Here is a 12,638-nt window from a genome sequence, read left to right on the forward strand (position 1 = left end):
GGCGCTGTGGCTGCATGGGGAATCCGCTTGTTGGGGCCAGAAATGGTGTCCACTTAAATTAGGTGGACACCATGGCCCTCAGCGGTGGAGGCGGGAAGGTGTGTTCGCCGACCCCTTACAAAGAAACAGCTCGAAAAACTGAAGGTCCACAAGAAGCGTGACGACGGTCTGAATATCTGGGCATGCCAAGTACGAGGTCCCAGGAAGAAAACCATCCTGAAGGGTTATCTGATTGAGGAGCCGGCGCTGATTTTCGAATTAATCCCCCCTGACAATCCTTTTCTCGTTCTTGATGGAGAGTGAGCCTCCCGACGAATTAGTGTGCGATGCTGTTGGCGCTGATGCCGAATTGACCCGGTTGCTGAAGCATCACTGACCTATCTCTGAGCGGCACAAAGCCAACACAAGCAATAGTTCGCAAGGAATCCGACGGGGTCAGTAATGTCTCAGTACGTGGGTCAGTTCGGCATCAGCACTAACAGCCTTGGACTAAACCTTGGGTGGTTTGCTGTTCGGGCACAGCGGTTACCAACGCACCTTCGACGTGAGCGCTGCTTTGGTGGTAATAGCTGCGTTTCTGGCAATGCTGACGTCACGCTGTCCACGTCCAAGGACCACCCGCTAATAAACGTGAGCTGTGACTATGAGCACAAAGCCATCCATGGCGATTGGCGGGGTTTCTTCGCAACTGCCAAACCTTCCATGAGTTGTCCCGAACGTTATAGGGCCCGTCACCCTTGCAGTGCGATAGTGCCTAAAAACTAGGAACTGGCAGCTATGTACAGAAATACCTCTACCCCAGCTGACGACAACGGCTGCGGCTGGTTCCACCTGAGCCCTGCGCGTAACCCTCGTCCCGCCCACAGCGGCCGTACCAAGGCGCGCTGGGCGGTCCTAGGCGCCGGCTTCACGGGCCTCGCCGCCGCGCGCCAACTGGCACTGAAATTCCCGGACGACGAAATCGTACTGATCGATGGACAACAAGTTGGCTATGGTGCCTCCGGACGCAACTCCGGCTTTGCCATCGACCTGCCCCACGACATCGGCGCCCCGGACTACATCGGCGACCTGGTCACGGCGCGGATGAACCTGAAGCTTAACCATTTCGCCCAGTCGCTGATCCGCACCCTGGTTGCCGACCACGCCATCGACTGCCAGATCCGCCAGGACGGCAAGTATCAGGCCGCAGTCGAAGACAAGGGCATGGCAGTGCTGCAAGCCTATCGCAGCGGCCTGGACAAGCTCGGCCAGCCCTACGAGATGATCGAAGCCCGCGACGTACCTGAACACCTGGGCACGTCTTTCTACCGCCAAGCACTCTACACCTCAGGCACGATGCTGCTGCAACCGGCGGCATTGGCCAGAGGGCTTGCCGACAGCCTGCCGGCTAACGTAAGCCTTTACGAACATACCGTCATCACCCACCTGGAGCAGGGCGACAAGATCATCCTGCGCCACGCCAACGGCGAGGTGGTCGCCGACGAGTTACTGCTTTGCAACAACGCCTTCGCTTCTCATTTCGGCTTCCTTCCTGGCCGCCTGCTGCCGATTTTCACCTACGCAAGCATGACCCGACCGCTGACCGAGGAAGAACAGGCACGCCTGGGCGGCAAGCAAACCTGGGGCATCATCCCCGCCGACCCGTTCGGCAGTACGCTGCGGCGCACACCCGACCAGCGCCTGCTGGTGCGCAACAGCTTCAGCTTCAACGCCAGTGGTCAGGCCCGGCAGCGCTACCTGGACCGCGCTGCGAACCAGCACCGCGCCTCATTCGAGCGACGTTTTCCGATGCTCCCGGATATGCCGTTCGATTACACATGGGGAGGCTCGATGTGCCTGTCGCGCAATCACCTATCGTACTTCGGCAGCCTGGCTCCGCGAGTCCATGCGGCGCTGTGCTGCAACGGTTTGGGCATTACTCGCGGCACCGCCACGGGTACTCTGCTCGCCAACTGGCGGGCGGGAGAGCGCGACGAACTGACCGACTTCTTGCTCGCCTCGCCCGGCCCCAACCGCAACCCGCCGGAGCCGCTGCTGAGCGTGGGAGTCAACCTGAACCTGAACTGGGGCCAGCGGCGCGCCGGCCTGGAAGCCTGAAGGAGGCATCATGCAAAGTCTGGGCATTCTTGGCGTCGGCGAACTGACCGAGAAAGTCGTGCGAGGCCTACGTGGCAGCGGCTTTGACGGGCCGATCTTGCTGTCACCGCGCAATGCTGAACGGGCCCAGACGCTGGCCGCCGACTACGCCTGCGAGGTGATGCCGAGCAACCAGGCGCTGGTCGATAATGCCAGCATCTTGCTGCTCGGAACGCGCCCGGACAGTGTGGCGCAGTTGGCGACCGAGATCAGCCTGAAACCCGGCCAGCACCTGCTGTCGCTGGTGGCAGGCCTGGACATGCAGACACTTCGGGCCACCTTCCCCGGCGCACTGTGCGTGCGCGTGATGCTGTCATACGCCGCGCAGTTCAACGAATCGACCGTGGTCGTCTACCCGCCTGATAAAACAACGCAAGCCTGCCTGGGCCCGCTGGGCACGCTTGTGGTGATGGAAAACGAAGCGGCGTTTGAGCTGGCCACCGTGGCGGCTTGCATGAATGGCTGGTTCTATTTCCTGTTGCACGACCTGCAGTATTGGCTGGTAGACAAGGGCCTGCCCATCGATCAAGCGCGCACGCTGGTGCTGGGTAACCTGGAAGATTGCGTCGCCACTGCGCGCACCCATCCGGATCAGAGTTTGAAAGCCCTCGGCCAGGCAATTGCCACACCGGGTACTTTCACTGCAGCGGGCCTTGAGGTGCTCAACCATCAGCCGGGCAGCGCGACTTGGGGCGCCGCTTGCGAAGTGGTTTTCGATGCCCTCCTCAACCGCGTACCGCGTTAAAGCTCCGGGTCCATCCCGACCCGTTCACCGAGCGGGTCGCTGTTGAAACGCTCCACTTCATGCCGACGCTTGCGGAAGCTATAGGGAGTTTCGCCGTATTGCTTGCGGAACCACAGAATGAAGTGCGATGCGTCGGAAAAACCGCTGGCCAGGGCGATGGTAGTGATGTTCTGGCTGGTATTGACCAGCAGCCGGCGAGCATGGTCCAGGCGCAGCTTGCGCCAGTAGTTGGCCGGTGGTTCCTGGGTATTGGCAACGAACTCACGGTGCAACTGGCGCGGATGCGTGCCAACCGCATCGGCCACTGCCTTGAGCGACAACGAGATATCCAGGTTGTCGCGCATGAAGGCAATAGCGCGCTCAACCCGATCATTCTGATAAACCTTGCCGGTCTGCTCCTCATCCTCCGCACGCTCTTCCACCAGCAGGTATTCCAGCCCCTTCTGCGCCCGTACTTCACCACAGTGACGGCGGATCAGACTGGCCGCAAGATCAATGGCCGTGCCGCCGGGGCAGGTAATGATGCCGCGATCATCCACATAACTTTTGTCGATCACCGCCGTCGCATGGGGAAACAGAGCTTCGAATTCCTCGCGAATGGTGAAATGCACCGCGCAGCGACGACCATCGAGTAGCCCGGCCTTGCCCAGCACGAACGACGCCGAACACAACGCAATAATCGGGATATTCGCCGCATGCACATCGCGCAGCGCGTCAAGCAGCCAATTCGGCGGGTTGCGCGTTTCGCCCAGCAGACCGCCGGCGATCACGATGTAGTCGTAGTGGGCCCAGAGATTCAGCGGCCGGGTAGGCGAAATTGGCATGCCGCAGCTGGCGCTGATCGACTGGTCGTTGCAGGTCATCCAGTCCCACTGGCAGAACACCTGCTGGCTGCGGAACGACTTGTCAGCGGCAAAACGCAGGGAGTCGACCAGGCCAGCGACCGGCACCAGGGTGAACTGGTTCATCAGTACGAAACCGACTCGCAGGTCCGGTTTTACCTCAGCGGGGTGGGCGTTCAAGGTCGCTCTCCGGAACAGCCGGGGAAGTCCGGCAGTCTCATTCTAAGCCTAGGCGCTCGTCCGTAATATCATATAAAGACGGCTATTTCGTATATTAAGGACAAGCCCGGGGCTTTCCGACCCCGGCGTCCTATCAATTGTCATGCCCGTAATAGCGGGCGCGGTGCGGCGCTGAGCATCATGCCGGTAGGCCCAACCATACAGGATCGATACCGCATGAAACCCGTCACCAAAAGCAGCTACGTCGATGGCGCCTTCGTTCCCCTCGACAGCGGCAGCGACCTGCTGGACAACCGCAATCCGTCCAACCCGGAGGAAGTGATCGAGCGTTTCGTGCGTGCCGACCAGGCCCTCACCGAACGTGCCATCGCCGCCGCCCGCCGTGCGCAGCCGGGCTGGGCACGGAGCAACCCGCAACAGCGCGCCGATGCCCTGGACTTCATCGGTAGCGAGATCCTTGCCCGCCGCGAGGAACTGGCCATCCTGCTCGCCCGTGAGGAAGGCAAGGTCGTGCGCGAGGCGCTGGGCGAGGTCGATCGCGCCGGCCGTTCGTTCAAATTCTATGCCCAGGAAGCACTACGCGCCGAAGGCGAGAAGTACCAGTCGGTGCGCCAGGATGTCGGCATCGATGTGTTCACCCAGCCGCTGGGCGTGATTGGCATCATCGCGCCGTGGAACTTTCCGATCGCCATCCCGGCGTGGAAAATTGCTCCCGCGCTGTGCTTTGGCAACTGCGTGGTGTTCAAGCCGGCGGAGCTGGTACCGTCTTCGGCCTGGGCGCTGGCCGAGATCATTTCGCGCGCGGGCCTGCCGGCAGGCGTTTTCAACCTGCTTATCGGTCCGGGGCGCAGTGTTGGCGACACGATGATCCGTTCGCCGCAAATTGACGGCATCAGTTTCACCGGCTCCGAGCACACCGGTCGGCAGATCGCCCGACTCGCGGCGGAAGGTATGAAGAAGGTGCAACTGGAGATGGGTGGCAAGAACCCGCTGATCGTGCTCGATGACGCCGACCTGGAGCAAGCGGTCGAGGTTGCACTGAACGGTTCCTTCTACAGCACTGGCCAGCGTTGCACGGCGAGCTCGCGGGTGATCGTGACCGAGGGGATTCATGACGCCTTCGTCGCACGCCTGGCCGAGCGTACCCGAGCACTGAAGGTTGGCGATGCGTTGCAGGCATCGACCGACATCGGCCCAGTGGTGGATGGCCGGCAGTTGGAGCAGAACCTGTCGTACGTGGCCATCGGTATCGAACAAGGCGCGACGCTGGTGTGCGGTGGCGAGCGGATCGAGAACGCAGCGGATGCACATTTCTTTACGCCGGCGCTGTTTGCCGATGTTCAGCCGAAAATGCGGATCTACCGCGAGGAGATCTTCGGGCCGGTGCTGAGCGTGCTCAAGGTTCGGGATTACGAAGAAGCCTTCGCCGCTGCCGAAGACACGGCGTTCGGGTTGTCCGCCGGTATCGTCACTACCTCGCTGCGACATGCCGAGCACTTCAAGCGCAACAGCAGCGCCGGGATGGTGATGGTGAACCTTCCGACTGCTGGCGTCGATTACCACGTGCCATTTGGCGGTAATGGTGCGTCAAGCCTGGGTTCGCGCGAGCAAGGCACCCATGCTCGGCAGTTTTTTACCCGGACGAAAACGACTTATCAGCTGGCTTGAGGCCTATTGCGACACTAACCCGCACAGTCCTTCGCTCAATTAAGCCATGGAGCGACGCAAATCCCACAGGATCGGTGGTGATCGTTGTGGGAAAACCCAAACAAACCGAAGAAGGTAACAAGCAAGATGGCCAAGGCCGCCGATGTCATTGTGCAATGCCTGGAAAACGAAGGTGTCGAGTATGTGTTCGGCATTCCCGGGGAAGAGAACCTCGACCTGCTGGAATCGCTGCGCAAGTCGAAGATCAAGCTGGTATTGACTCGCCACGAGCAGTCCGCCGGCTTCATGGCCGCCACCTATGGCCGCCTGACCGGCAAGACTGGCGTCAGCCTGTCGACCCTAGGCCCTGGCGCCACCAACCTGGTGACCGCCGGCGCCTACGCGTATTTGGGGGGCATGCCCATGCTGATGATTACTGGCCAGAAACCGATCAAGAAGTCTAAGCAGGGCCGGTTCCAGATCATCGACGTGTGCGGCATGATGGCTCCCATCACCAAGTACACCCACCAGTTTGCCTCGGCCGACAACATCCCTTCGCGCATGCGGGAGGCCTTCCGCCTGGCAGAAGAAGAAAAGCCGGGCGCCGTGCACCTGGAACTGCCGGAGGACATCGCCGCCGAGCAGACCGACAGCCTGCCGATCCCACCGAGCCTGCACCGGCGCCCGCTGGCCGAGCACAAGGCCGTCGACGCTGCTGTCGAGAAGCTGCAGAACGCCCGCAGCCCGATCCTGGTGATCGGCGCCGGCGCCAACCGCAAGATGACCGCCAAGGTCCTCAAGCAACTGATCGACAAGACCGGCATTCCGTTCGTCACTACTCAGCTGGGCAAGGGCGTGGTCGACGAGCGTAGTCCGCGATTCCTCGGCAACGCCGCGCTGTCCTCCGGCGACTTTGTCCACCGCGCCGTCGAAGCCGCCGACCTGATCGTCAACATTGGCCACGACGTGATAGAGAAGCCGCCGTTCTTCATGGTGCGGGGTGGTACCGAAGTCATCCATATCAACTTCCGCTCAGCTGAAGTCGATGCCGTATATTTCCCCCAGATCGAAGTGATCGGTGACATCGCCAACGCTGTGTGGCAGATCAGTGAAGCGCTGAGCGACACCCGCCACTGGGACTTCACACGCCTGCTAACCATCCGCGACGCCAACGAAGCCCAAATCGCCGAAGGCGCTGACGACGACCGCTTCCCGGTGTACCCGCAGCGCCTGGTTGCCGATATCCGTCGTGCGCTGCCGTCCGAAGGTATCGTTGCCCTGGACAATGGGATCTACAAGATCTGGTTTGCTCGTAATTACAAGGCGCACAAGCCAAACACCGTGTTGCTCGATAACGCCTTGGCGACCATGGGTGCAGGTTTGCCGTCAGCGATGGCGTCGCACTTGGTGTACCCGGATCGCCCAGTGATCGCGGTGTGCGGAGATGGCGGTTTTATGATGAATAGCCAGGAGCTGGAAACGGCAGTGCGTCTGAATATGCATATCACTGTGGTGATTCTGCGTGATGACGGCTACGGCATGATCCGCTGGAAGCAGGCGAACATGGGTTTCACCGATTTCGGTTTGGACTATGGCAACCCGGATTTCGTGAAGTATGCCCAGGCTTATGGCGCCAACGGCCATCGAGTGGAGAAAGCCGAAGGTTTGATGCCGTTACTTGAGCACTGCATCAACACGCCGGGCGTGCATGTGATCGACTGCCCGGTCGATTACAGTGAGAATGATCGCATCCTCAATAGTGAGTTGCGCGAACGCAGTTTAGTGGTGTAGCCACCACCCATTGCGGGCTCGTCCCGCGATGGGGGCCACCCAAAAACCGAGAAACAAACCATGAAAGTCCAGGAAGCCGGCAACAAGCACAAGGGTTACAGGCGAATCATTCCGTCCATGACCGCCCTCCTCCAGTTCGAATCCGTTGCCCGCTTGAAGAGCTTCACCCAGGCCGCCAAGGAGCTCGGCGTCACCCAGGCCGCGGTCAGCAAACAAATCAAGGTGCTCGAAGAAAACGTCGGCGCACAACTGTTTCACCGCCTACACCGCAGCATCGACCTGACCTACGAAGGGCAGGCTCTGTTCGCGATCATTTCCGAATCCTTGCAAAAAATTGCCACCGTTTTCGACCAGATCAACCAGGAAGGCGGCCGGCAGGAAATCATCCTCGGCGTCACCGCCTCGTTCTCGCAGCTCCAAATCATGCCCCGGCTGGCCCGGCTGCGCGATGCCCTGCCCGACATCCAGCTACGCCTGGCCACGCAGATGTTCACCGGCGACCTGCGCACCCAGGAGCCCGATCTGTATGTGCGCTATGGCAACGGTGAGTGGGAAGACGGCGAAGCGATCCTGTTGTTCGAGGAAGAAATTTTCCCTGTCTGCTCCCCTGACTGGTTGGCGCGAAATCCCCGGCCCACCACCCTGGAGGAACTGGCCGGCGCCGGCCTGTTGGACTCCGACTCCACCTCCGAAGGCTGGATGACCTGGCATGGCTGGTTCAAAGAACTGGGGCTGAGTACACAGAAACTGCACTACACCTTGCGCGGCAACCTGCACGCCGATGTCGTGCATGCCGCACTTCACGGCCACGGCATCGGCTTGGGGTGGGGGCGTGTGGTCGAACACTTGCTGGCCCGCGGCGAGCTGGTTCGACTCGAACCGTTTTCCGTGCGCCCCACCGATGCCTACTACGTGATCATCCCTGACGGGCGCACCGCCACCCCCGAAGCCTGGGCAGTCATCCGTTGGCTGCAGGACCGTGCGCCGGTGTCGGCATTATCGAAAGCCAACCCATAACTTGATGTAATGCGAACTGTAAAAATAGGCGCATTGACGGTTTTTTGACCCCCTCAGATAATCCCCGCACAAGCATTCGTAATACTTAAAATAATAGTGCCTGAGGAATAATAATGAGCATTGCGCCTATTAAATCTCACCGCGAAGTTATCGCTTCACGGCAGCCCGGCTTTGGTATGCCCGGCGAAGTTTTCAGTCGCCAGGATATATTCGAGACGGATGTCGATATATTTTTTAGCCAACATTGGATTGTTGTTGCAGTGACTGCCGATGTGGCAGAACCCGGTGATGTCTTCACCACCGATGTCGGCAAGTCCTCGGTCATCGTGCTGCGCGATGACGACGAACAGATCCGCGCCTACCGAAATGTTTGCCGCCACCGCGGCGCCCGCCTGAAAGAGCCAGGCAAGTCCACCGTCGGTATGCTGGTCTGCCCCTATCACCAGTGGACCTATGACTTGGACGGCAGCCTCAAGCACGCCGCGCACATGGGCAAGGATTTCGACCCTAAGTGCCGCAGCCTGATCCCGGTGCACTGCAAGGTCATCGGCACCCACGTATTCGTCTGCCTGAGCGACAATCCTCCGCAAGACATCGCCATCCAAGAGGAGATCATGGGCGCGCGCTTCGCGCCGTATGACCTGACCAACACCCGCATTGCCTACGAACTCGATTATGTTGAGAACGGCAACTGGAAACTGGTGATGGAGAACAACCGCGAGTGCTACCACTGTCACGGTACTCACCCAGAGCTGCTCGTTTCCTATCAGTCCGAAGACCTTGGGGTAAGCTTCGAAGAGATGAACGAAGAGCAACGCGCCTCCTATGACGCTTATCAGATCCGCAAGGCCGGGATTGAAGCCAACTGGGCCAGCGAAGGCCACCTCTATGAAACGGTGGAGCACCTGGATGACAACGCTGCGACCCAGTTCCGCAGCCAGCGCATGATCATCGCCGGTAGCGGCGAATCCCAAACCCTGGACACCAAAGTCGCCTGCACCAAGCTGCTCGGCAACTTGGCCCGCAAGGACCTCGGCGACACCCATCTGTGGGGCAACAACGCCTGGACCCACGTCATGAGTGACCACGCGATGATCAGCTGGATCATCCCGCTGGCGCCGGACCGCACCCTAGTGCGCACCAAGTGGCTGGTTCACAAAGACGCGGTTGAAGGTGCCGATTACGATCTGCAGCGCCTGACCGAAGTCTGGGTTGCAACCACCAAACAAGATGCCGATCTGGTTGCCATCACCCACAACGGCACCCAGGACCCAGCCTACATCCCTGGCCCTTACTCCGAATTCACCGAGCCGTACGTTGACCAGTTCCTCCGCTGGTATAGCGCACGCCTTGCCGCCCATGGGGTTTAACGGTGATGAGCCTCTACGAGAACATTGCCAACCTGCGCGCTGACCAACGCTTCGCCGACACTGACCACTGGGCCGCCCACGGCGCCCAGTGGGCCAGCGGCGAGAGCAAACGCATTGAATGCCTGGACGTTGTGGCCGAAACCCACGATGTGAAGACCTTCACTTTCCATTCTCCGGACTACCACGCCTTGGCCTACGAGCCCGGGCAGTTCCTGACGGTGTCGCCGCTGATCGACGGCCAGAGTCTGTCGCGCTGCTACACCCTGTCGTCGACCCCGACTCGCCCGTTCACCTTCTCGATCACCGTCAAGCGGGTGCCGGGTGGCGCAGTCTCCAACTGGCTGCACGACAACCTCAAGGCCGGCGATGCGATGGCTGCCTCGGGACCGGCGGGCATCTTTACCCCGGTCGCGGGCCCGGCGCGCAAGCTGCTGTACCTCTCGGCCGGCTCAGGGATCACCCCGCTGATGGCCATGACCCGCGCCGCTGCCGACCTGCACGCGGACCTTGACATCGTCTTCGTGCACAGCGCGCGTACGCCCAAAGACATCATCTTCCGGGAAGAACTGGCACGCCTCGAGCGCAGCATGCCGCGCCTGCGCACCCTGTTCTTCTGCGAAGGCCTGGGTGACGAGCCGGACTGGAATGGCCCAATCGGCCGTCTGTCAATCGCCGAACTGCAGCAGCGAATCCCCGATTTCATGGAACGTGCCGTGTTCACCTGCGGCCCGAAAGGCTACATGGATGCGGCCAAGGCCTTGCTCGGCGGCGCCGGTTTCGACCTGGCACGCTACCACCAGGAAAGCTTCGACATTTCTGCCGAAGTGGCGGTCGAGCCAGCACCCAGCGCCGAACCCGGCCAAGCCCAGGACACCTTCACCGTGCGCCTGGCCCGCTCGGGCAAGCAATTCACCATGACTACCGGGCAAACCGTGCTTTCGGCCGCCAAGCAGGCCGGCGCTGTTGTGCCTTCTTCGTGCAGCCAGGGCGTGTGCGGCACGTGCAAGACGGCCGTGCTCGAAGGCAGCGTGGAGATGAAACACAACGGCGGTATCCGCCAGCGGGAAATAGACAAGGGCCTGCGCCTGCTGTGCTGCAGCCGCCCGACCTCAGATCTGGTGATCGATCTCTGACTAGGCGCCTTCGGGCGCCTTTTCCGATTTCCACCATCCGGCGTTGCAAGAATAAAAAAAGGAAATAGCCGATGCGTGCAAAAACTGGCCTGTTCAAGGGCCTGAATCCTGTGGTGACTCTCGGGTCGCTGCTGTTAGTAATTGCCTTCGTGGTTCTGTGCGCCTCGCACGGTGACCAGGCCGCTGGGGTGTTCAAGACTGCCTCCGACGCCATTCTCGACAACCTGAAATGGTTCTACATCGCTCTGGTCAGCGGGGTACTCAGCATCCTGGTGTTCATCGCCTTCAGCCGTCATGGCGCGCTGAAGCTTGGCCGCCCCGATGAACAACCCGAGTTCAGCTTCGCTGCCTGGATCTCCATGCTGTTCAGTGCCGGCATGGGCGTGGGGCTGATCTTCTGGTCCGTCGCCGAACCCGTGCTGCATTACGCCAGCAATCCGTTCTCCCCTGGACTGAGCGACGAAGCTGCGTCTATGGCGATGCGCATCACCCTGTTCCACTGGGGCCTGCATCCCTGGGCGATCTTCACCATCATCGGACTGGGGCTGGCCTACTTCGCCTACCGCGAAGGCCTGCCGCTGGCCTTGCGTTCGGTGCTCTATCCACTGATCGGCAAGCGCATCTATGGTCCTATCGGCCACACTGTCGACATCATCGGCGCCGCCGTCACGGCCTTTGGCGTGTCGCAGTCGTTGGGCATGGGTGTGGAGCAGATCAACACCGGCCTGAACCAGGTGTTCGGCGTGCCGGTGAGCCTGTCGCTCAAGCTGGGGATCATCGCCGTGGTAACGGTGATCGCCTCGATTTCGCTGGTGGCCGGCGTGTCGCGAGGCATGAAGCGCCTGTCGACCGTCAACATGTTCATCTCCCTCGGTCTGATGCTGGTGGTGCTGGTTCTCGGCCCGACCAACTACATCATGAACCTGCTGTTCGAATCGACCGGCGACTACTTGCAGAACATCATCGGCCTGAGCCTGTGGACCGACACCCAAAGCGGCAGCAGTTGGCAGAACAGCTGGACGGCTTTCTACCTGCCCTGGTGGATGACCTGGGGGCCGTTCGTGGGCCTGTTCATCGCGCGCATCTCCCGTGGCCGGACCATCCGCGAGTTGGTGGTTGGCGCGCTGGTGGTGCCTACCCTGGTGACCATTTTGTGGATGGCGGTGTTCGGCGGTACTGCGCTCAAGGATGAACAGCAGAGCCGTCAGGCCTACAACAGTCTGCCGGTTGCCGAGCAGGCCGCTGCGGGTCAGTTCACCGGCGGGCCAATCCTCGAAGCCACTCGCAAAGAGACCACCACGGCCATGTTCACCCTGCTGGAGCGCCTTGATGGCAAGCTCCTGGGCGGCATCCTCAGCGTCATCGTCTGTCTGCTGCTGGCGGTGCATTTCGTGACCGCGGCCGATGCCGGCACCCAGGTTCTGTGCATGCTCAACTCCCTGGGGAGCATCAACCCACCGAACTGGCTGCGGGTGCTGTGGTGCGTGCTGGAAGGCGCGATTGCCGCCAGCCTGATCATCGCCGGGGGACTGGTGGCGATTCAGATGGCCAGTATCGTGATCGGCCTGCCTATCGCGGTCTACATGGTGCTGGCGAGCCACGGCCTGCTCCGCGCTCTGCGCGCGAATGCTGATCTTTCGCCGCCAGCCATCCCCTCCGAGCCGTCACGAGGGCACGCTCGCATCGCTGAACCCACCTGAGGCCGCTCGCTCCATTCGCCAGCGACCCCCCTTGGGGCAATGCTGGCGTTTACCTGCCTCGCCTATTGAGAATCTTC

Annotated in this window: 9 protein-coding genes and 1 pseudogene; 9 read left to right on the forward strand and 1 reads right to left on the reverse strand. The window is 61.0% G+C overall.

What is annotated here, in order from left to right; translation table 11 throughout:
- Nucleotides 1-120 precede the first annotated feature (120 nt).
- The 3 genes and pseudogenes from GUY40_RS24700 to GUY40_RS24710 all read left to right on the forward strand — a co-directional run.
- Nucleotides 121-303: pseudogene (locus tag GUY40_RS24700) on the forward strand (conjugal transfer nickase/helicase domain-containing protein); the annotation flags it as partial.
- Nucleotides 304-777: 474 nt separating this feature from the next.
- The gene (locus GUY40_RS24705; protein ID WP_166571532.1) at nucleotides 778-2,097 is read left to right on the forward strand and encodes an FAD-binding oxidoreductase; all 1,320 of its coding nucleotides are present in this window, start codon (nucleotides 778-780) and stop codon (nucleotides 2,095-2,097) included.
- Between the two features lie 10 nt (nucleotides 2,098-2,107).
- Nucleotides 2,108-2,881 (forward strand): NAD(P)-binding domain-containing protein, encoded by a 774-nt coding sequence (locus GUY40_RS24710; RefSeq protein ID WP_166571533.1) that lies wholly within the window; start codon nucleotides 2,108-2,110, stop codon nucleotides 2,879-2,881.
- Here the strand turns inward: GUY40_RS24710 and GUY40_RS24715 are convergent.
- Complete coding sequence (locus tag GUY40_RS24715) at nucleotides 2,878-3,903, reverse strand: GlxA family transcriptional regulator (RefSeq protein ID WP_256675855.1); 1,026 nt, start codon at nucleotides 3,901-3,903, stop codon at nucleotides 2,878-2,880. The two genes, GUY40_RS24710 and GUY40_RS24715, sit on opposite strands and share 4 nt — an antisense overlap.
- Before the next feature lie 216 nt (nucleotides 3,904-4,119).
- Here GUY40_RS24715 and GUY40_RS24720 point away from each other — a divergent pair, with 216 nt between their 5' ends.
- From GUY40_RS24720 to GUY40_RS24745, 6 genes are all read left to right on the forward strand, one after another.
- Nucleotides 4,120-5,571 carry an aldehyde dehydrogenase family protein gene (locus GUY40_RS24720; protein ID WP_166571534.1) on the forward strand — a complete coding sequence of 484 codons (1,452 nt, stop codon included), beginning with the start codon at nucleotides 4,120-4,122 and terminating at the stop codon, nucleotides 5,569-5,571.
- Nucleotides 5,572-5,697: 126 nt separating this feature from the next.
- Nucleotides 5,698-7,341 carry an acetolactate synthase large subunit gene (locus GUY40_RS24725; RefSeq protein ID WP_166571535.1) on the forward strand — a complete coding sequence of 548 codons (1,644 nt, stop codon included), beginning with the start codon at nucleotides 5,698-5,700 and terminating at the stop codon, nucleotides 7,339-7,341.
- 60 nt (nucleotides 7,342-7,401) lie between these two features.
- Complete coding sequence (locus GUY40_RS24730; RefSeq protein ID WP_166571536.1) at nucleotides 7,402-8,358, forward strand: LysR substrate-binding domain-containing protein; 957 nt, start codon at nucleotides 7,402-7,404, stop codon at nucleotides 8,356-8,358.
- A gap of 113 nt (nucleotides 8,359-8,471) precedes the next feature.
- Entirely contained in the window at nucleotides 8,472-9,728 is a 1,257-nt protein-coding gene (locus GUY40_RS24735; RefSeq protein WP_166571537.1) for an SRPBCC family protein, read from the forward strand.
- A gap of 5 nt (nucleotides 9,729-9,733) precedes the next feature.
- Nucleotides 9,734-10,861: a hybrid-cluster NAD(P)-dependent oxidoreductase gene (locus GUY40_RS24740; protein WP_166571538.1), complete on the forward strand. Its 1,128-nt coding sequence runs from the start codon at nucleotides 9,734-9,736 to the stop codon at nucleotides 10,859-10,861.
- A gap of 71 nt (nucleotides 10,862-10,932) precedes the next feature.
- Complete coding sequence (locus GUY40_RS24745) at nucleotides 10,933-12,561, forward strand: BCCT family transporter (RefSeq protein ID WP_166571539.1); 1,629 nt, start codon at nucleotides 10,933-10,935, stop codon at nucleotides 12,559-12,561.
- Nucleotides 12,562-12,638 lie beyond the last annotated feature (77 nt).

This window comes from Pseudomonas sp. R5(2019), assembly GCF_009905435.1.
Classification (GTDB): Bacteria; Pseudomonadota; Gammaproteobacteria; order Pseudomonadales; family Pseudomonadaceae; genus Aquipseudomonas.

Bases quoted from the DNA above. Each gene is read 5' to 3' on its own strand.
- GUY40_RS24705 (WP_166571532.1), top strand. From the start codon at position 778: ATGTACAGAAATACCTCTACCCCAGCTGACGACAACGGCTGCGGCTGG.
- GUY40_RS24710 (WP_166571533.1), top strand. From the start codon at position 2,108: ATGCAAAGTCTGGGCATTCTTGGCGTCGGCGAACTGACCGAGAAAGTC.
- GUY40_RS24720 (WP_166571534.1), top strand. From the start codon at position 4,120: ATGAAACCCGTCACCAAAAGCAGCTACGTCGATGGCGCCTTCGTTCCC.
- GUY40_RS24725 (WP_166571535.1), top strand. From the start codon at position 5,698: ATGGCCAAGGCCGCCGATGTCATTGTGCAATGCCTGGAAAACGAAGGT.
- GUY40_RS24730 (WP_166571536.1), top strand. From the start codon at position 7,402: ATGAAAGTCCAGGAAGCCGGCAACAAGCACAAGGGTTACAGGCGAATC.
- GUY40_RS24735 (WP_166571537.1), top strand. From the start codon at position 8,472: ATGAGCATTGCGCCTATTAAATCTCACCGCGAAGTTATCGCTTCACGG.
- GUY40_RS24740 (WP_166571538.1), top strand. From the start codon at position 9,734: ATGAGCCTCTACGAGAACATTGCCAACCTGCGCGCTGACCAACGCTTC.
- GUY40_RS24745 (WP_166571539.1), top strand. From the start codon at position 10,933: ATGCGTGCAAAAACTGGCCTGTTCAAGGGCCTGAATCCTGTGGTGACT.